16 protein-coding genes are annotated in these 20226 nt (G+C 63.8%); 3 read left to right on the top strand and 13 right to left on the bottom strand.

All coding sequences use genetic code 11. The features are described 5' to 3' along the window. Positions 1–98 precede the first annotated feature (98 nt). Positions 99–1343, top strand: coding sequence for an MFS transporter (locus OW521_RS20315; RefSeq protein WP_268021327.1), 1245 nt, complete (start codon positions 99–101; stop codon positions 1341–1343). Between the two features lie 84 nt (positions 1344–1427). Here the strand turns inward: OW521_RS20315 and ftsY are convergent, their stop codons facing one another. From ftsY to coaD, 8 genes are all read right to left on the bottom strand, one after another. Next, on the bottom strand, positions 1428–2651 hold the full coding sequence (ftsY, locus tag OW521_RS20310; RefSeq protein WP_268021326.1) for a signal recognition particle-docking protein FtsY: 1224 nt from the start codon (positions 2649–2651) through the stop codon (positions 1428–1430). A gap of 20 nt (positions 2652–2671) precedes the next feature. Next, positions 2672–6265, bottom strand: a complete 3594-nt coding sequence (gene smc, locus OW521_RS20305) for a chromosome segregation protein SMC (protein ID WP_268021325.1) — start codon at positions 6263–6265, stop codon at positions 2672–2674. Positions 6266–6385: 120 nt separating this feature from the next. Continuing rightward, positions 6386–6823 (bottom strand): hypothetical protein, encoded by a 438-nt coding sequence (locus OW521_RS20300; RefSeq protein WP_268021324.1) that lies wholly within the window; start codon positions 6821–6823, stop codon positions 6386–6388. A gap of 61 nt (positions 6824–6884) precedes the next feature. Further along, on the bottom strand, positions 6885–7862 hold the full coding sequence (gene mutM / locus OW521_RS20295; protein ID WP_268021323.1) for a bifunctional DNA-formamidopyrimidine glycosylase/DNA-(apurinic or apyrimidinic site) lyase: 978 nt from the start codon (positions 7860–7862) through the stop codon (positions 6885–6887). Positions 7863–7867: 5 nt separating this feature from the next. Continuing rightward, positions 7868–8614, bottom strand: coding sequence for a ribonuclease III (gene rnc, locus OW521_RS20290; protein ID WP_268021322.1), 747 nt, complete (start codon positions 8612–8614; stop codon positions 7868–7870). A 24-nt stretch (positions 8615–8638) separates the two neighbouring features. Then, a complete protein-coding gene (gene rpmF / locus OW521_RS20285) occupies positions 8639–8842 on the bottom strand; it encodes a 50S ribosomal protein L32 (RefSeq protein WP_028264646.1) in 204 nt (67 codons plus the stop codon). Between the two features lie 32 nt (positions 8843–8874). Beyond that, the gene (locus tag OW521_RS20280; RefSeq protein ID WP_268021321.1) at positions 8875–9402 is read right to left on the bottom strand and encodes a YceD family protein; all 528 of its coding nucleotides are present in this window, start codon (positions 9400–9402) and stop codon (positions 8875–8877) included. Positions 9403–9549: 147 nt separating this feature from the next. Beyond that, complete coding sequence (coaD, locus tag OW521_RS20275; RefSeq protein WP_268021320.1) at positions 9550–10035, bottom strand: pantetheine-phosphate adenylyltransferase; 486 nt, start codon at positions 10033–10035, stop codon at positions 9550–9552. Between the two features lie 105 nt (positions 10036–10140). On the opposite strand from coaD, the gene OW521_RS20270 reads away from it, so the two are divergent. Then, positions 10141–11397 carry an aminotransferase class I/II-fold pyridoxal phosphate-dependent enzyme gene (locus tag OW521_RS20270; RefSeq protein ID WP_268021319.1) on the top strand — a complete coding sequence of 419 codons (1257 nt, stop codon included), beginning with the start codon at positions 10141–10143 and terminating at the stop codon, positions 11395–11397. 2 nt (positions 11398–11399) lie between these two features. Beyond that, positions 11400–12188 carry a spermidine synthase gene (locus OW521_RS20265; RefSeq protein WP_268021318.1) on the top strand — a complete coding sequence of 263 codons (789 nt, stop codon included), beginning with the start codon at positions 11400–11402 and terminating at the stop codon, positions 12186–12188. A 43-nt stretch (positions 12189–12231) separates the two neighbouring features. Here OW521_RS20265 and rsmD read toward each other — a convergent pair whose 3' ends face one another. The 5 genes from rsmD to OW521_RS20240 form a co-directional block, all read right to left on the bottom strand. Then, positions 12232–12798: a 16S rRNA (guanine(966)-N(2))-methyltransferase RsmD gene (gene rsmD / locus OW521_RS20260; protein ID WP_268021317.1), complete on the bottom strand. Its 567-nt coding sequence runs from the start codon at positions 12796–12798 to the stop codon at positions 12232–12234. 51 nt (positions 12799–12849) lie between these two features. Next, entirely contained in the window at positions 12850–15129 is a 2280-nt protein-coding gene (locus OW521_RS20255) for an ATP-dependent DNA helicase RecG (RefSeq protein ID WP_268021316.1), read from the bottom strand. After that, a complete protein-coding gene (locus OW521_RS20250; protein ID WP_268021315.1) occupies positions 15119–16165 on the bottom strand; it encodes a DAK2 domain-containing protein in 1047 nt (348 codons plus the stop codon). Before OW521_RS20250 ends, OW521_RS20255 begins: the two co-directional genes overlap by 11 nt. Before the next feature lie 22 nt (positions 16166–16187). Beyond that, positions 16188–17201 carry a thiamine-phosphate kinase gene (gene thiL, locus OW521_RS20245; protein ID WP_268021314.1) on the bottom strand — a complete coding sequence of 338 codons (1014 nt, stop codon included), beginning with the start codon at positions 17199–17201 and terminating at the stop codon, positions 16188–16190. Positions 17202–17306: 105 nt separating this feature from the next. After that, complete coding sequence (locus OW521_RS20240; RefSeq protein ID WP_268021313.1) at positions 17307–19961, bottom strand: hypothetical protein; 2655 nt, start codon at positions 19959–19961, stop codon at positions 17307–17309. Positions 19962–20226 lie beyond the last annotated feature (265 nt).

Here is a 20226-nt window from a genome sequence, read left to right as displayed (position 1 = left end):
ACTTCTCGAACGTAAATGGTGGATATCGCCCTTGTTACGGATATGTTTCGTCAGTTCCACATTCCCCGCACCAACACAACCCGGAGGACCTCAACACGATGACCGCAAGCCCCAAATCCAGTGCAAACCAAGGGGCTCGCGCCACGAAGGCCCCCATGCCTCGGGACATCAAGGTGATGTTGGTGGCAGCGTTCCTGATCGCGCTGGGTTTTGGCCTCGTGGCGCCCGTGCTCCCGCAGTTCGCCACCACATTCGACGTCGGAGCAACGGCGGCCGCCGTGATCGTGAGTATCTTCGCGTTCATGCGCCTGGTATTCGCTCCAGCCGGCGGCGTCCTGATGGGTCGCTTCGGCGAGCGCCCCGTTTACATCGCGGGGTTGCTGATTGTGGCGGCCTCCACGGCGGCGTGCGCCTTCGCCCAAAGCTACTGGCAACTGCTGGTGTTCCGGGGTCTCGGCGGGGCCGGTTCCGTGATGTTCACGGTCGCAGCGATGGGCCTGTTGATCCGCCTCGCTCCCCCGGAAAGCCGCGGACGGGTCTCCGGCGCTTACGCGTCTGCGTTCCTGATAGGCAGCGTCCTCGGCCCCGTGGTTGGTGGACTGCTTGCCGGGTTCGGGTTGCGCGTCCCATTCCTTGCCTACGCGGCTGCCCTGGTGCTCGCGGCCCTCGTCGTACGCACGCAGCTGACGGGCAGTTCAAAGGGAGCGAGCCAAGGAGACGCGGCGGGGCCGGCAATGCAACTTAAAGAGGCCCTGCGCGATTCTGCCTACAGGGCCGCGCTATTCTCTAGCTTCGGCAATGGCTGGGCGACCTTCGGGGTGCGCATGGCCACCGTGCCATTGTTCGCCGTGGTTGTCCTGGCCGCGGGTGCCGGCTCGGCGGGCTGGGCCCTGGCCGTGTTCGCAGGGGGCAACGCGCTGGCGCTGACCTTCTCCGGTCGCTTGGCCGACAGCTTCGGCCGCAAGCCCATGATGCTGCTGGGCCTGGTCGTCACGGGCCTGGCCACTGGCACCATCGGCTTGACGAGCAGTCTTCCCGCGTTTTTCGCGGCTTCCGCTGTTGCCGGTTTCGGCTCGGGTTTGCTGAACCCTGCCCAGCAGGCCGCCGTCGGGGACATCATCGGTCGCGGCCGTTCGGGCGGAAAGGTATTGGCGGCCTTCCAGATGGCCTCCGATGCCGGAGCGATCGTCGGGCCTGTTCTGGTTGGCCTCCTGGCCGACGGTTTCGGCTACGGCTGGGCGTTCGGCGCAACCGGCGGGATCCTCCTGCTCTCAACCGTCGGGTGGTCCGTGGCCCGCGAGCCGATGCATCGCGTACCGGAGCGTATCGACTCACCCAACTGACTCGCAGTTAATGTCGCTTTCAGGGCTGAAAACGACATTAACTGCGAGTTAGTTGGGTGGGATGCGGCTAGTTCAGCAGGGCGTTCAGTTCAGCAGGGCGTCGACGAAGGCTTCGGCCTCGAACGGGGCGAGGTCGTCCGGGCCTTCGCCAAGGCCAACAAGCTTGACCGGGACGCCGAGAGCCTTTTGGATCGCGACGACGATGCCGCCCTTCGCCGTGCCGTCCAGTTTGGTGAGCACGATTCCCGTGATGTTGACCACCTCGGCAAAGACCTTGGCTTGGTTCAGGCCGTTCTGTCCGGTGGTCGCATCCAGCACCAGCAGGACCTCATCCACTTCAGCCAGCTTCTCGATGACCCGCTTGACCTTGCTGAGTTCGTCCATGAGGCCGACCTTGTTCTGCAGGCGGCCAGCGGTGTCGATCATGACGACATCGACTTCCTGCTCGATGCCTGATTTGACGGCCTCATACGCGACAGAGGCGGGGTCCGCGCCGTCGACGTGGGACCTGACCGTTGCGACGCCGACGCGCTGCCCCCAGGTGGCAAGCTGCTCCGCGGCCGCCGCCCGGAAAGTGTCGGCAGCGCCCAGGAGGACGTCCTTGTCTTCAGCGACCAGAACACGCGCCAGCTTACCCACGGTGGTGGTCTTGCCGACACCGTTGACGCCGACCACGATCATGATGGCGGGGTGGTCTCCCTTGCGGTCCACGTTCAGGCTGCGGTCCATAGTCGGGTCCACGAGCTTGATGAGTTCCTCGCGCAGGAGGGCTTTGACTTCCTCCGGGTTGCGGGTTCCTTGGACTTTCACCCGTTCACGCAGTGCATCCACCAGCTGCATGGTGGGCTCGGTGCCAAGGTCGGCAAGGAGCAGCGTTTCCTCGACTTCGTCCCAGACATCTTCGTCGATCTTGTCGCTCGCAAGCAGCGCCAGGAGTCCCTTGCCGAGGATGTTGTTGGATTTGACCAGTCGCGCCCGAAGCCGGTTGAGGCGGCCCTCCACCGGCGCAGGGGTCTCCACCTCGATGAGTTCCAGCCCCGCGGCGTCGTCAGGAACGTCGGTCTCGGGAACGGCAAGGTCGGCGGGCTCGACGGCGATACCGGGTGCCGGGCGTTCCCGCACGGCACCGGGGGCGTCGTCGACAATCGTTCCGCCGCCTGCCGACCCCGTATTAGCAGGATCGTTGGCGTCGCGTGTTCCAGCGTAGGTCGAGGAGGACTTCCGCGCCTTGAGCAGGACAGGAATCAGCCCTCCGACCACCACAATGGCAGCGACAATGGACAGAATAATGGGGAGGAGATCATTCACTCCCCTAGCTTCTCACAAAGCTAGACCTCGGCACCGAGCCTCTGGCTGATGACGGTAGAGACCCCGTCGCCCCGCATTGTCACTCCGTACAGGGCGTCCGCGACTTCCATGGTCCGCTTCTGGTGGGTAATGACAATCAGCTGGCTGGACTCGCGCAGTTCTTCGAAGATCGTGATCAGCCTGCCCAGGTTCGTATCGTCCAGCGCTGCTTCCACCTCGTCCATGACATAGAACGGGGAAGGCCGCGCCTTGAAAATCGCCACAAGCAGGGCGACAGCCGTCAGCGACCGTTCGCCGCCTGAAAGCAAGGACAAGCGCTTGATCTTCTTGCCGGCAGGCCGTGCCTCAACCTCGATGCCGGTGGTCAGCATGTCGTCCGGGTCCGTCAGTACCAACTTGCCCTCACCGCCAGGAAAGAGCCGCGCAAAGACGTGGTCGAACTGTTTGGACGTATCGGCGAAGGCTTCGGCAAAGACCTGCTGAACGCGGTTGTCCACTTCCTTAATGATGTCCAGAAGGTCTTTTCGGCTGGACTTGAGATCTTCCAGCTGTGTGCTCAGGAATTGGTGCCGTTCCTCGAGTGCCGCAAATTCCTCAAGCGCCAAGGGGTTCACTTTGCCGAGCGCGGCGAGGTCCCGTTCGGCCTTCCGGAGCCGTTTCTCCTGCTCAGCGCGGACAAAAGGAACGCCCTCGACAACAGGGTTTCCGTCCTCGTCCACCGGGGCGCGGAGTTCGGCCCATTTGTCCGTGGCGGCAGCAGGCACGGGAATGGGCTGCTCCGGACCGAAATCGGCCACGAGTTGCTCTGCCGACAGGCCAAGTTCTTCGATGGCGCGCGTTTCCAAGGCTTCGATCCTGAGCCTCTGTTGGGCCCGCGCGAGCTCGTCGCGGTGCACGGAATCCGTCAGTCCGGCCAGTTCTTGGGCCAAGACGTCGTTGCTGCTCCGGACATCGGCAAGTTCCTTCTCCCGCTGTTCACGAACCGCCTCTGCGTGGTCACGGGCGCGGGCAGCCAAGTCCACCGAAACGTCAACGAAGCGAACCGTCTGTCCAACGGCGGAGGCCACTGCGGAGGCCCGCTCGGCTTGGGCTTTGCGCCGCAGGGCCCGGCGCGCCGCCTCCTCACGGGCACGCCGCTCGCTTGCGGCGGCCCGTTCCAGGGATGCAGCCCGGTTGCTGGTTGCGGCGAGCTGTTCCTCGGCACTGCGCAACCCTAGCCTGACCTCCATCTCACAGGACCGGGCTTCGCTGGCAGCTCTCGACAACGCGTCCCGGTGCTCCGTGGAAGGCTCTTCTTCCTGGGGGGCTTCTTGTGCCGCGGCCAGCCGTTCCGCCGCAAGTTCAAGGGATTCCTCGGCGACGGCGATGTTCAGTTCGGCCTTGGCCAAGGAATCCGCCAGGCGATCGCTTTCCCCGACGGCGCTGCGCAACTGGGAATTCAGGTGGCCAAGCCGTTCGGCCACGGCGGCCAGCCGGGCATCCGAGTCGTGGAGTTTGTCCAGGGCAGCGTCCGCGCGTTCCCGCGCGTCGGCCCGGCGGGCTTCGGCCCCCGCCAGGGCGAACTTGCCACGTTCAAGACGGGTGGTGAGCTCCAGAAGCCGGGCTTCGGCGTCGTCCATTGCGGCTTGGACCTCAAGGAGCGACGGCGCCGTGGCCGATCCGCCGTCCACGGTCAGGGCCCTGAAGACGTCCCCTTCGAGGGTTACAGCGGTGAGCCTCGGGTTGCCTGCAATGAGGCTTGCCGCCGCGCCCAGTCCGTCGACGACGGCGGTCAGGGCCAGGAGGGCCATGGCGCCACCCGCGTCAGGACCATCAGCCTGAACCAACTCAGTAGCCCAACGCGCACCGTTCGGCAGCGCCGACACTTCCGGCGAGTCAAGCTCCGGAGCGGCGGACGGTGGCGCGCCCGCCAGCAAAAGGGAAGCGCGTCCGGCGTCGGCGTCTTTCAGCAACTGCATCGCGGCGACGGCTCCCGCGCCGTCGGCCACTACCACGGCGTCGGAGGCGCTGCCGAGCGCCGCGGCCACTGCGGCCTCATAGCCGGGCTCGACTGTCAGAAGCGAAGCCAAGGAACCCACGACCCCGGGGTGGCCCGAGGACAGGATCCGCGAAGAGCCATCCTTGCGGTTGAGTCCAAGTTGCAGGGCATCACGGCGGGCGATGAGGGCATCACGTTCGCGGACTTCGTCCCGTTCGGCGGCTTTCAACGCGTCGATCTCGGCGTTGATCTCGTCGAGAAGGGCGCTGGCGCCCTCGTATTCGGCGTCGAGGCTCTCCTCGCCGTCTTCGACCCCGGCCACTTGTGACTCGAGGGCCGTGAACTCGCTTTGCGCGTGGCGACGGCGTTCCTCACCGGCAGAAAGCGATTCCCTGAGCCTGCCTCGTTCGGCTTCCGCCGCCTCCGCCCGGGAACGCGCGGCAGCCAATTGTCCAACGAGTTTCGCGAGTCCTTCACGGCGATCGGCCGCCGCGCGCAACACGGTTGTCAGGCGCTTGTCCTCGGCCGCGGCCAGGTTCTCGGCTTCCTGTTTGACAGCGGTGGCCTCGAGAAGGGCTGCCTGCTTCGCCAGGATGTCGTGCTCGAGTTCCGCCTGTTCCTGCCGTACCCGGGCCGCCTGCCGGTCGAGGTGGTCCGGGTCGCGGCCGGAATCGGGGGCAGCATCCGTGGATCCGAGGAGGCGGCGACGCTCCGTGGCGAGCGATCCCAAGGCTCTAAGCCGGTCCCTGGTTGCGGACAATTGATACCAATTGTCCCGGGCCGCATTGAGCCTGGGCGTCGCAACAGCAGCGAGTTGTTCAAGACGGAGCTGGCGTTGGCGACCTGCGCCGAGTTCCGCTTCAACGGTCTCGCGGCGTTCCTTCAACGCAGCTTCATCCGCGACATCTTTCTCCAAAGCTTTGGTGAGCTGCACGAGTTCGTCCGCCAGCAGCCGGGACTTGGCATCACGGACGTCGAATTGCACGGTCTGGGCCCGGCGGGCGACTTCGGCCTGCTTGCCCAGGGGCGTGAGTTGCCGGCGGATTTCTGCCGTCAGGTCGCCAAGGCGTTGCAGGTTCGCCTGCATGGCTTCCAGCTTGCGGACAGTCTTTTCCTTACGACGCCGGTGCTTCAGGATGCCGGCGGCCTCTTCGATGAATCCGCGGCGGTCCTCAGGAGTGGCGTGCAGGACCCGGTCCAACTGCCCCTGCCCTACGATCACATGCATTTCCCGGCCCAGGCCTGAATCCGAGAGGAGTTCCTGGATATCCAGGAGACGGCACGGCGAGCCGTTGATGGCGTACTCGGAGCCGCCGGTCCGGAAGAGCGTGCGGGAAATGGTGACTTCGCTGTATTCGATCGGCAAGGCACCGTCGGCGTTGTCAATTGTCAGCGAAACATGCGCGCGGCCCAAAGGGGGCCGCCCCGATGTCCCGGCGAAAATGACATCTTCCATTTTGCCGCCGCGCAGGGTCTTGGCGCCCTGTTCGCCCATCACCCAGGCCAGTGCGTCAACCACATTGGACTTGCCCGAACCGTTGGGGCCGACAACGGCAGTGACGCCCGGCTCGAAGTCGAACGTCGTGGCCGACGCGAACGACTTGAATCCCCGGACAGTCAAACTTTTCAGATGCAAGGTGTTTCGGTTCTCCTGAGTGGCTGATTTCCCCCTCTCAATCTACTGCCCGACGGCGGAAATCCCCGGATTTGCGGGACGTACCCTTGATATCCGGCGGCCGTAGCTCCCGCGGCACGTTCAGGGCTGTCGCCTTCGACTGATCCCGGCACGCCCGATCAACGCCGTGACCCTGGCCTCAAGGCCGTCGTCCACGAAGTTGTAGATCAAGGAGGCCAGCCAAATCACCACGGTAGCCGCAACCCAGCCCGCGATTCCGTTGATCTGGAAGCCGCTGGAGAAGATGCTGGTGACAATCAGGATGCCGAGGGTTGCCAACAGGCCGGCTGCGGCGCTCAGGAGCTTTCCCGAACGCCTTGAGCGGGAAAGGAGACTGGCGCCGCCGATCGCGATCAAGGCAGTCATGCCGGGCTTGATCAGCAGCGTGGCCGCGGTGAAGACCACGACAGCCCAGAGGAATCCCCCACCCAGCCGTACTCCAGGGAGGATGGAAGCCGCCCAGAAGGTGATGGCATTGAAGACAAGTGCAATGCCTATCCGGATGACCCAGGCTCTCATGCCCACAGTCTGCCACCGTGGCCCGGCAATGGAAACGGCGGGGATTTCCAGGCGAAAAGTGCTACCAGCGGCCGTTGCGCGGCTTCGGCTGACAGACGGGGCACGTGTAGGAGGACCGGTTCATGAACTGCTCGCGTTTGATCACACCCGCCAGCCCGGCAGCGGCGCAGCGCCTGCAGGGTTCGCCGGCCCGCCCATAGGCATCGAGGGATCGGGCAAAGTATCCGGAATCACCGTTGACGTTGACATAGAGCGAATCAAAGCTCGTACCGCCAGCTGCCAGGGCGTCCATCATGACTTCCCGGGCAGCATCCACAATCCGCATGGCGTCGGCCCGCCGGAGGGTGTCCGTCGGCCTGGCATAGTGGAGTTTGGCCCGCCAGAGGGCTTCGTCGGCGTAGATGTTGCCTATCCCGGAAATGACGCCCTGGTCCAACAGCGCACGTTTGAGCCCGGTCTTGCGGGCTTTGACCTTGCGGTAGAAGTCGTCAAAGGAGAAGTGGGGATCCAGCGGATCGCGGGCAATGTGGGAGGCTTCTTCGGCAATTTCCGGAAGGGGCGCCTCGCCCTCGCCGCCGGGACCGCCGTCGGGCGTTGGCACAAGGGAGGTGACGAACAGTCCGCCGAAGATCCGCTGGTCCACAAACCGCAATTGCTCGGGCATGCCGTCGGACTGGCTCAGGTTGATGCGGACTTTGAGGTGCTTCTCGTCCGGAACGCCGGGATCCTGCATGAGCAACTGGCCGCTCATCCCAAGGTGCGCCATGAGCGCGACACCCGGCAGCCGATCTGCATCGGTACTGCGGGCACCATCGGCGCCGCGGGGCCCTTCGGCCTGCAAGGGCATCCAGAGGAACTTACCCCGACGGACGACGTCCAAAACCGTGGCGTGCTCCAGGTTGCCGACGAAGTCTTCCGTGCCCAGCGCGTGGCGGCGGATGGAGCGCGGGTCCAGGACGTCCACGGACGTGATGGACCGGCCCCGCACCCAGCGCGCCAAACCGCGGCGTACCACTTCGACTTCGGGGAGTTCCGGCATGGTACTCAGGCGCCGTGCGCGGAATCCGCCGGGGCGTCAGCCTTGCCGGTCGCGATCTTGCTGCCCGGATTGACCTTGCTGTTCAGGGCGCGCCACGCATCTGCGGCAGCCTCTTGCTCGGCTTCCTTCTTGGAATGGCCCGAGCCCTTGCCGTAAGCGGTACCGCCGATCTGCAGCACTGCCTCAAAGGAGCGCGCGTGGTCCGGACCGGAGCCCTCCACCGCATAATAGATGGATCCGAGCTGGCGGCTCGCGGCAAGCTCCTGCATGCTGGTCTTCCAGTCAGTGCCGGCCCCGAGGGCTGCGGCGTCCTTCAGCAACGGACCAACGAGTCGCATGACCAGCGCGCGTGCCGTCTCGATGTCGTTGGACAAGTAGGTTGCGCCGATGAGCGCCTCCATGGTGTCCGCAAGAATTGAGGACTTGTTCTTACCGTCGGTGAGTCTTTCGCCCTGCCCGAGGTAGATGTATTCGCCGATCCCAAGGTCCCGGCCAATACCTGCCAAGGCGCGGGTGCTGACGACGGCGGAGCGTCGCTTGGCGAGCTCGCCCTCCGGCAGTGCCGGGTTGTCCCGGTACAGGGAATCGGTCACGGAGAAGCCCAGAATGGAGTCGCCGAGGAATTCGAGGCGCTCGTTGGTGGGAATCCCGCCGTTTTCATACGCGTATGAACGATGTGTTAGAGCAAGACGAAGCGTCTCGGCGTCAATAAAGACACCGAGACGCTTCAGAAGCTCTTCAGTTGAAGACATCCTTTGTCAGCCTGTGTGGCGGATTTAGACGTCTGCGACCTTGCGTCCCTTGTATTCAAGGAACAGCGCAGTGCCGGCAGAGTCGGTAACGACCTTTGCCTGGTGCGGCAGGCTGTAAACAACCTGGCCGTTTTCGATGGTCTTGACCAGGTTGGGGGCAGTTGCCTTCCACTGGGCACGGCGGGCGCGTGTATTCGCGCGAGACATTTTCCGCTTGGGAACAGCCACGGCTATCTCATTTCTCTCTTAGTCAACACTTACTAATCAGTTTGCCGGTCAGACTTAGCCAGTTCAGCTAGGGCAGCCCAGCGAGGATCCAGGACCTCGTGGTGGTGCCCCGGCTCGTCTTCCAGACGCACTCCGCAATCGGAGCAGAGGCCCTGGCAGTCTTCCCGGCACACCGGCTGGAACGGCAGCATAGTTACAACTGCGTCCCGCAACACCGGCTCAAGATCGATCAGATCGTGCTCGACTCGACGTTGCTCTTCATCGTCTTCTTCGTCCGAAAGCTCAATGCCTTCATAGAAGAAAAGTTCTTGCACATTGACCTCAAGGTCATACGCAAGGGGATCCAGGCATCGTCCGCATTCGCCCTTGACTTCAGCGAATACGGTTCCAGATACCAGAATTCCTTCGTGTACGGCCTCAAGCCTCAGGTCGAGCTCGATATCCGAGCCTTCCTGAACGCCAATGAGTGCCACACCAAGGTCACTTGGCGCGGGTACATGTTCAGTGAGCGTCCGCATGCTTCCTGGACTACGTCCGAGGTCCTTGACGTCCAGCGTCAAAGGCGAACTTGCATCTCGCTTAATGAGAACTCCTGTAGAACATATGACCGACGTACCATCTTAGCCTGAACGCGTGAACGGACTCAAACCGGGTCAATATCATCGCGTTCTGCCCCGAGGTACCGATCCAGCTTACCCGCTGCGAGGCTACTCTGCAGACGACTCGCCAGCCAGGAGCCTCTTAAGGACGGACTTGGGCACGAAATCGGAGACATCGCCGCCCAGAACGGCAATCTCTTTGATCAGGGTGGAGGACAAATGCAGGTAATGGGCTTCCGCCGGAAGGAAAACCGTCTCGACGCCGGATAGCTGGCGATTCATGGTGGCCATGGGGAGTTCATAGTCAAAATCCGAAGACGAACGCAAACCCTTCACGATCGCTGAAATCCCCCGATGTCTACAATACTCAGCCAACAGGCCCTCCCCCATGGGCTCCACGATGATCCCGCGGAGCGACGCCAGGGTCTGCCGCGCCATCTCCATGCGTTCTTCGAGGCTGAAGCGGTACTTCTTCGCGTAGTTGGTGGACACTGCCACGACCACTTCGTCGAACAGGCCAGCGGCCCTCGCGATGACTTCCAAGTGTCCGTTGTGGATAGGGTCAAAGGAGCCAGGGCACACAGCGCGTCTCATGGTTCGAACCTACCGTATCCAGGGCCGTAGGCACTATGGCGATAGCATGGCTGACATGCTGGCCCGGACGAGCCGGAAGCCATCACTCCAGGAAGGCAACATACAGTGACGAGCCCGGCCCCTCTCAGCGCGAACACCCCCGGCGCCCCCTGGCAGCAGGCTACCGGCACTGCCCCGTGGCAACGGGCCGCAAGCGGCGCCAACCTGCTTTCCGCTGACGGCAGCCTGGGCGTGACCATCTTCGAGGAGATGACGACCCTGGCAATATCGACCGGGGCCATCAACCTTGGCCAAGGATTCCCGGACGAGGACGGTCCCGCGGAAATCAAGGCAGCGGCACAGGCAGCCATCTCGGCGGGGGCAAACCAGTACGCACCGGGCAAAGGCATCCCTGAACTTCGTGAGGCCATCTCCGCACACCAGGCACGCTTCTACGGACTGACTCCGGACCCGCAGACCGAGGTCATCGTGACCACCGGGGCCACGGAGGCCATCGCCGCGTCATTGCTCGCATTCATCGAGCCCGGCGATGAGGTCCTGACCTTCGAACCGTTCTATGACTCTTATGGCGCCATCATCGGGCTCGCCGGCGCCAAGCATGTGACCGCCCCCTTGCTCGCACCCGATTTCCTCCCGGACCTGGACGCCCTGGAAACGGCCTTCAGTGAGCGCACCAAGGTTGTGCTCCTCAACAACCCGCACAATCCCACCGGTGCGGTCTTCCCGCGCGAGGTGCTGGAACGCGTGGTCGAACTCGCCCGGAAATACGACGCCGTAATCCTCAGCGACGAAGTCTATGAACACCTGACTTTCGGTGTGCAGCACATTCCGGTCGCAAGCATCCCAGGTGCCGCTGAACGATGCGTGACCATTTCCTCGGCCGGAAAGACGTTCTCCTTCACGGGCTGGAAGATCGGCTGGCTCAGTGGTCCTGAACACCTCGTCGCAGCGATCCGCACCGTCAAGCAATTCCTCAGCTACAGTTCCGGCACTCCTTTCCAGAGCGCGATAGCCGTGGGCCTGGCCTTGCCGCACGAGTTTTATACAGCCATCGCCTCCACTCTCCAGCACAAGCGGGACATCCTGGCCGAGGGCCTGCGGGCCGCTGGCTTCGGCGTCTACACCCCGCGGGGTACATACTTCATCAACGTGGACACCGCACCGCTGGGTATCGACGACTCCGTCGACTTGGCGCGGCGGCTTCCGTCGCTTGTTGGGGTGGCCGCCATCCCCGTCCCGGTGTTCTGCCACCCCGAAGGCGCGGAGCGGACCCGCAGCCTCCTTCGGTTCGCCTTCTGCAAGAAGACCGAGGTACTCGAAGAAGCCGCCGCAAGGCTGGCCACCCTGCGGAATAAGCTCTAACTGTGCCTACCGAGCAAGCTCACGAGGGACGGCGGTTCCTACGGGCCACTGGTCAGCATGCCGCGATCGAAGCCGACCCGTTGATTGCCGGCGCCTACATCTTGCGAATCGGCGAGGCCGAGCAGTCCCATGTCAATCTCGTGGATCCCGCGGAGATCCTCTACGAATACTTGCGCAGGATCGGCCATTTGGTGGATCTAGCCGCGCCTGGCGGGCAAGCTATCACGGCCCTTCACCTCGGTGCCGGGGGCCTCACCCTGGCCCGGTACATCGAGGCGACGAGGCCCGGTTCGGAGCAGCACGCCGTCGAACTCGAACGCGAGCTACTGGATTTCGTGCTCCAAAAACTGCCCCTGCCGGACGGTACCCGCTTGGCCACGCACATCGGCGACGCGCGTGAAACCCTCGCGGAGCTGCCCCGGGAACTCGGGTTCGACGTCGTGATCCTGGACATCTTCTCCGGTCCCGAAGCTCCGGCCCATATTGCCTGCAGGGAGTTCTACGAGGAAGCCGCCGCGCGGCTCCGGCCGGACGGCGTGCTCATTGTCAACGTCGGCGATGAAGCGGCATTGACCTTGGTGCGGAGCCAGGTCGCTGCGATGCGCGAGGCGATTCCCGATGTTGCAGCCTTCGCCGAGAGTGGCATGTTCACCGGCCGGTATCCCGGCAACATCATCCTCGTGGGAACGCGCTGGCCATGGCCAGCCGCGTGGACAGCAGAGCTTTTGGCCCGTGGACCGCACCCCGCGGCCGTGCTGAGCGGAGTCGAGCTGGACCGACTTTCGGGCTAGCGCCGCCTTTCGGGCTAGTGCCGGATATCCGGCTAAGGCGGTTCTAGACGGGTTCGGCGAACCAGAGCTTCGTTTCGCCGTACTTCTTGTCGGCGAACCGTTCGAGGGTGTCCGGCCAGTCCGGTTCCGGAGAACGCGAGGAACGTTCGACGACGACGGCGGCGCCCTCGTCCAGGTGGAAGGCAAGCTTGGCGAGGACCGCCTTGAGGGAGGGCTCGTCCAAGGGGTACGGCGGGTCCAGGAAGACCAAGTCCCACAGGGCGTCGTCCGCGGCGCGCTCCAGGAAAGACTCCACCTTGGAACGGTGGACGGAGACCGTCCTGCGTCCCAGCACTTGGTTGGCCATATCGGCGTTTCGCTGGCAGACTTCGGACGCGCGGGCATCAAACTCCACGAGTTCGGCCGTGCGGGCGCCTCGGCTGGCAGCTTCGATACCGAGTGAACCCGAGCCGGCATAAAGGTCAAGGACGCGGGCATCGTCGATGGCGTCGAGCGCCTCGAGCCGCGAGAACAAGGCCTCCTTGACGCGGTCCGTCGTGGGCCGGGTGGCATTTCCCGGAACGCTGACCAACGGGTTGCCGCCCACCACGCCGGCAATGATCCGGCTCACGGGCATTCTCCCGAGGCGTTGCACCCAGGGGTACCGCCGGGCATGGATTCCTTAGCCGCGTTCAAGGAACGCCTCCTTTTCGGGGTTGAGATATTCGTCGATTGCCGCGGCGAGTGCTTGTTGGCCTTGCAGCCCTGGATCCTTGGCCACGAGTTGCTGGGCATCGGTGCGGGCACGGGCGATCACATCTTCATGCTCCAAGACCCGCAACAGTTTGAGGGTGGAGCGCCCACCGGATTGCGAAGCACCCAGGATGTCACCTTCGCGACGCAATTTGAGGTCTTCCTGGGAAAGCAAGAAACCGTCGGTGGTGGACGCAACGGCGTCCAAGCGCCTACGGCTTGGATGGCCGGGCTCGAGCGTGGTGACCAACAAGCAGGTGCCGGGCAGACCGCCCCGGCCTACCCGCCCGCGCAACTGGTGAAGTTGCGAAATGCCGAAGCGGTCAGCGTCCAGGATCACCATGAGGGTGGCGTTACGGACGTCCACGCCGACCTCGATGACCGTGGTGGACACCAGCAGCTGGGTCTGGTTGGCAGTAAACGAGGCCATGGTTTCAGACTTGAGCGCCGGGTCCTGTCGTCCGTGAAGGGGTTCCACCCGGACGCCGCGCAAGGCGGGTTCCTGGCTGAGTGTATCGACGACGGCGGTCACCGAGGCGAGTTCGCGAGCGGGACCCTCGTCCGAAAGTTCGGCGTCGCTTGGTTCCGCTTCGCCGGGGCTGAAATCGCCGTCGTCGTCCTCTCCGATCTTGGGGCACACTACGTACACCTGATGCCCGGCGTCGATCTCTTCCCGCGAGCGCTTCCAGATCCGCGCCGCCCAGCCCGGGTTTTCCGCGAGCCCCACCACGTGGGTGGAGATCGGTGCCCGGCCTGCGGGAAGTTCGTCGAGCACCGACGTCTCGAGGTCGCCGAAGACCGTCATGGCAACGGTGCGCGGAATCGGAGTGGCGGTCATTACCAACAGGTGGGGCGGCCTGTTCGCCTTGGCGCGGAGCGCATCCCGCTGCTCCACGCCGAACCGGTGCTGCTCATCGACAACGATCAGCCCGAGGTCCTGGAAGGAGGTCTTGTCGCTCAGCAATGCGTGGGTACCGATCACAATGCCGGCATTTCCCGACGCGGCGTCCAACATGGCCTGCTTGCGGACGGCCGTAGGCATGGAGCCTGTCAGCAACGTGACCTGGACCGATCCCGGGCCGATCCCGGGGTCTCTGTCCAACAATCCGGCCCCGCCCAGCACTCCTGCACCGCCGAACAGACCGTCGCGGGCCAGCGGACCCAGGGTCCTCCGAATGGAATCGAAATGCTGTGCCGCGAGGACCTCGGTGGGGGCAAGCAACGCCGCCTGTCCGCCGGCATCCACCACCTGCAGCATTGCGCGCAAGGCCACAATCGTCTTTCCCGACCCGACTTCACCCTGCAGCAGCCGGTTCATCGGCGAGTCCAGTGCCAGCTCCTGGGAAAGCGTCTTCCCGACGGCGGACTGGCCGGCGGTCAGCGTGAACGGCAACTGCCGGTCGAAGGAGGCAAGGATGCCATCGGGCGACGGTCGCCGCGCGGTGGCCTCTTCTGCCGCCAGTTGGGCCCGACGCCGTGCCAGCGCGGTCTGCAGCACCAAGGCTTCCTGATAGCGGAACCGGTCCCGGGCACGCTGCCAGTCCGCTGCCGTTTCCGGCGAATGGATCAGCCGATACGCCTGCCCGACCTCGAGGAAATTCTCCCGGAAGGCAATTTCCGAAGGGAGTGGATCTTCGATGCTGTCCACATCGATAGTGTCCAGGAGGGTGGTGATCACCTTGTGGATGGACCAGCTGGTGAGCTTCGCTGTGGCGGGATAGACGGGGATGGGCATTGCCGCGAGCTTCTCCGGATCAACGGAACCGGCCAACTCGGGGTCCTCGTCCAGCAACATGAAGTCCGGATTGGTCATGCCCAAGGATCCGCCATAGCGGCTGACCTTGCCGGAGAACATGACGCGGCGCCCCGGCTGGAGTTCGCTGCGGGCGCGGAAGCCGTTGAAAAAACTGATCTTCAGGGTTCCGGGAATCTGCTCGCCGCCGGCCTCGTCAGTGACCACCACGTCGGTCAACGATCCGCGCCTTGCCCGCATCTGCCGGGTGGAGTTGGACAGCACCCTGGCGATAAGGGTGGCTTCTTCATCCAGCGGCAGTTTACTGATGGGGGTCAGCTCCCCGCGGCTCAGGTAGCGGCGGGGAAAATAGTTCAGCAGCTCCCCGACAGTGTCCAGGCCGAGGTGCTTCTCGATGACGGAGGCGGAGCGTTTGCCAATCCTTCGTTCGAGCGGAAGCTGGAGCTCAGGATTCATGCCCGTGCTGGCCCACCGGGAGGCCAGGGTCGCGCGGCATCGACAGCTGGCTGACGGACATGTCGGTGGGGTCGCCGAGTGAGCGAATGATTGCGACTGCAGGTTCCGCGTCTGGTACGTGGACATGCACGCGCCAGCGGTAGCTTGTCTCTACCGCGTCATCGTCATCATCGTCGTCGTACCCGGCGTAGTCCCGTCCTGCCGGGCCGCCCACAGGGTTCGCGCTGCCCACCTGACTCATGATGACGGAGTCGCCAAGTTCGTCCAATCGCTGGCGCAGCGTGGCGGCGGCCAGCGGTGAAAGGCTAATGGTGCACATGACTTCGACGCCGTCGTCATCAGGCATTCCCGCATGGATGTGCGGATCCTGCAGGTCATAGCCGTGGAGGCCGTCCAAGAGCTCATCCTGGAGTTCTTCGCCGAGCACGGCCGAACGCAAGCAGTCGAGGATCAACAACATACCCACGCCGCCCGCGTCCACTACATGGGCTGCATGCAGCGGGGCGAGCTGGTCCTCGGTGCGTACCACTGCATCCAACGCGGCATTCACGGCGGCATCGAGGGCCAGTCCTAGTGCCTGGTTGCTGTCATCGCCATTGTGTGCGGTATCGCATTCACCCGCGGCCCTTGCAGCAGCCTCCAGAACGGAGAGCATCGTGCCCGGCACAGGCTCGCTCAAGGCAGACCACGCCCGGATCTGGGCACGGTTCAGGGCGGTGGCAAGCAGCGGCGCGCTGAGGCGGGTGTGGCCGGCGAGCGGCTCAGCCGCTGCACACAGAAAGACAGCGAAGAGTGTTCCGGAGTTCCCGCGCGCCTGTTCCATGGCCGCCCGGCCTGCGCTGGCCAGAACGGCGCCGACGTCGTTTGTTGGTTCGTCCCGACCGGATCCATCAACAAATGCCGCGGCAGCGGCGCGGACAGTGAGGTACAGGTTGGTGCCGGTATCGCCATCTGCCACAGGAAAGATGTTGATGGCGTTGAGGCGATCGCTGTGATTCCCGAGCGTAGTCTCCGCCTTGCCCAGCCACCGTTTCATTGCGTGCGCATTGGCGGCAATCTTAGTCTGCAAAGTGATCCCATCCCACGGTGTCAGCGGGCATTCCCGCTATCCGGACGCCGCTGTGCTGCCCTTCGGCAACGGCCTGGATCGAGCCTATCGCAGTGAAGCCGGAAGGTAGCTGAACATTTGCTGGAAAAGTCGCCAGCAGACCGTGGTCCTCTCCACCGCCGAGAATCCAGTCCATGGGATCGAGGCCAAGGAGAGCCGAGGCAGCTTCCAAGGGGGTGGCGAGAGCCTTGAGCGCTATGGGGTCGAGATCGAGCGCGACACCACTGGCCTCGGCGAGCCGGACGCCGTCGCGCAACAGCCCATCGGAGACATCCATCATGGCGGTTGCTCCGGCTTTGGCACCCACTGGACCTGCCGTGAGCGGCGGCTGCGGCCGGCACTGGCTGTCCATGAGTGCGCGTTGGGTGGGATCCAGCGTACCAACGGAAATGGTGCTTTCAAGGAGAGCCAACCCGGCGGCAGCGCGGCCGACAGTTCCGGCAAGGGCCAGGACATCCCCGGGCCGGGCACCGGAACGCAGCACAGCGGGAAGCCCGTGCATTGTCCCTATGACCGCGACCGTCACGGCGATTTCACTGCCACGGCCCAAGTCTCCCCCGGCAACCGAACAGTCGGAAGCCCCCAGACCGACGATGCCGGCCGTCAACCCATCTGCAAAGTCCTCAACCCACTGCACAGGAGTGCCGGGCGGCATGGTCAGGCTCACGACGAGAGACACGGCCGTACCACCCATCGCGTTGATGTCGCTGAGATTTTGTGCCGCCGATTTCCAACCGACGTCATATCCCGTGGTGCGGTATCCGTTGTTCCATTCCAGGCGGAAGTCCTGGTCCTGGGTCTGGGTGTCAATGGAAACAAGGGTCCGGCCATCGGGAGCGGCGACGACGGCGGCATCATCCCCCGGCCCGAGCAGCACACTGCTGCTGTGGTGCAGGCGCGGAAAAATACGCGCGAGGAGCTCCCCTTCGGAGAGCTCAGCGACAGTCTGTTGTTCTATGGGCACAGCTCTACGCTATCGCGAACCGCCGACAAAGAAGGGCCCGTCCGCTGCAGCCGGGGCTTGACTGGCCCTTCAGGTGGCGTGACGGGCATGACGAGGAAGCGGCCGCTAGTACTGAAGAGACTTGCAGCCGAGCATGCTGTCGCCCGCCGACAAAGGGCTGACTGCGAGGCCATAGGCGCAAACCTTGTAGATTCCCGGTTGCTTGAGGGGAAGGCTCATTTTGAAGCCATGGTCGCCTGGCACCTGCATCACCCCGTTCACATCCGAGCGCGGCACATTCGCAGTAAACGGATAGCCAGTGGTAGTGCCGTCAGGCGCCGTGACGTAAAGGTGCACCGGAATAGAGGCGGCAGGCGTGCCCGGATCCAGCGTCCATCCCAGCGCGCCGATGACGGACGACGTGCCGCTGGAGGCGACCGTAACGCTGTCCAAGTATCCGATCGGAGCCGCAGCAGCCATCACTTGAAATGTCTTGCAGCCGAGCATGGTGTTTCCGGCCGACAACAAACTGACGGCGAGACCATAGGCACACACCTTGTAGCTTCCTGGCTGATTGAGCGGAAGGCTCACTTTGAAGCCATGATCGCCTGGCACCTGCATCACCCCGTTCACATCCGAGCGCGGCACATTCGCAGTAAACGGATAGCCGGTGGTGGTCCCGTCGGGCGCCGTGACATACAGATGCACCGGAATGGAAGCCGCAGGCGTGCCCGGATCCAGTGTCCATCCCACAGCAGTGATTGCGGACGACCCGCCGTTGCGAACCGGCGTCACGCTCTCCAAGTATCCGACCGGCGGCGCGGCCAGGTCCACTTGGAGTGTTTTGCAACCGAGCATGGTGTTACCGTCCGACAGCAGACTGACCGCGAGGCCATAGGCACAGACCTTGTAATTTCCAGGCTGGCTGATCGGAAGATCCACCTTGAAGCCATGATCGCCTGGGACCTGCATCACGGTATTCACGCCCGGGTAAGGAGCGTTAGCCGTGAAGGGAGAGCCAGTGGTGGTCCCATCAGGCGCAGTGACATAGAGATGCACCGGAATGGATGCACCAGGAGTCCCCGGATCAAGCGTCCATCCTTCGGCCCTGATGGCAGCTCCGGATCCCTGGGGGACCACCGCGATGCTGTCCAAATACCCGATCGGTGAAGGCGTTCCTGCGACGGTCAGTTCCCGACAACCCAGGCCGATATTTTCCTGGCTGCCAATGGCGTAGACGCAGACCTTGAATGTCCCTGCCACCGTGAACTCAAAGTTCGAGGAGAATCCATGATTGCCCGGCACCTGCATGATCTGGTTGACATCCGGCCTCGGCAGGTCGGCCGTAACTACATGCCCGCTGTCCTGAACCCCGTTCGGCGGTGTTATGTACACATGAACCGGGGAGGAAGGCGCGGGATTCGCGCCGTCGTAGGCCCAGCCATTGACGTTGAGGACCAACTTATCCGCCGACCGCGTCAGCGTGGCTCCATCCAGGTAGCCGACAGCAGGAAGACGGTAAGGCCGAATAGTCACCACCGCGGCACTATCACTCAGGGACTCGACCGTCACCGTGGTTCCGGCGTGCGTGGTGAAGGTGGATCCTGCCGGCCAAGTCTCCTTGGTGTTGTAATTCCCGGCAAACGGAAGGGTCGAGAAGGGCAGCTCAATCGTGCTGGCTCCCCCACCTCTCTGCACAACCTTGACGCCTCGATTCCCCCCTATCGCAACGGCCGAGTCAAAGCCCACCGGTGTGCGGAGCTCCAGGTAGTACACTTCCCCGGAAACAGCGTCCGTGAACTTGACGGCCCGGGCAGCGCTGCTTCCGGCCCACGGTGACAAGGTGAAGCTTCGCGATGAGCTCACGGCACCGGCGTCGACAATCTCGTCTCCGCGGCCGAGCTGGAAGGCGTCCCAGTTCGGTGAGCTGATGGCCGGCTTTTCGTAGTAACGCGAGATGCCCATGATGTCGAGGCTGTCGCCGTACGGTCGGATGCTGCAGCTCGGATCGGCGAATCCGGAATACGGGCCCGGCGCCACGTCCGAAACGCCGCTGCCGCACTGCAGGCTGTTGGCGTGATCCAGCCCCAAGGTGTGGCCGAACTCGTGGGTTAGCACGGGGTTCGTGAGTGGACTTATTTGCGGAATGACAATCCTACCGCCGATCGTTCCGCTGCTGAAGGTCATGCCCGCCGCGCCGTTGTTCAAGCTACTGGGAATGAAGATCACCAAGGCCCGTTGCGCCGATTGGGTCCAACCGAGTTCGCTGGAAACAATATCGGCAATCTGGCCAGGCTGCTGTGTGGAAAGCGCCGAGGAGCGGAAGCGTGCCGTGCTCGCGACCACCGAGATGCCCACTCTGTTGTTTGTCATGGCTAACCAATAGGCGTCGGCTGACGAGATCGCAGCCAGTGCCGAAGCCATCGGCACAGCGCTGTCCGTCTGCGCGGCCGTCTTGTCTGCGAGCTGGACCGTAACCACGGTCGCCTGGATCTTTCCGGTGGGCAGCGCGGCCATCGCATCCGCTGCGGCCACCGGCGCGCCCTGTTTACCGGACGGCGTCGGGGAACCCGTCGACCCGGGTGTTCGAACGACGTCGTTTGGCGGCGCCGGATCAACCGGGGCCGAGACTCGCGGGACGCTGGCCGGCTGGGCCTGAATCTGCGGGACCAACGACGGAGATACAAGGCCCGTAACTGAGGCGGTTGCAGGAGTCGCCAGCAGGTTAGCGGCCAGCACCACAGCAACGAAGACGGGAGCAGCACGGAAGAGCGGTCGCATATTTTTCTCTCTACCCAGTTTTCTGACATGCACGCTGTCAGGCGATTCGTCTCATCGACCGGGTAGACCCGGACAGGTCGAACCACTGGACCCCTGAGGGACAGCGTCAGACGTCATAATGCCCTATATCGTGGCCTCCGCTCCTGAGCCTCGCAGGCAGTCTCCCAAAATTTCACTCTATGTATGCCCAAGGGACTTCCCTTAGCTGCGCCGATCCTGGGAGTGCCCTCCCCGATCCCTGCGTGGCCGCCGCCGCGATAGGCTT

It is taken from the genome of Arthrobacter sp. MMS18-M83 (assembly GCF_026683955.1).
In the GTDB taxonomy this organism is placed as follows: domain Bacteria; phylum Actinomycetota; class Actinomycetes; order Actinomycetales; family Micrococcaceae; genus Arthrobacter.
Note: the sequence above shows the minus strand (reverse complement) of the source record. Positions and strands in the feature narration are given on the sequence as shown.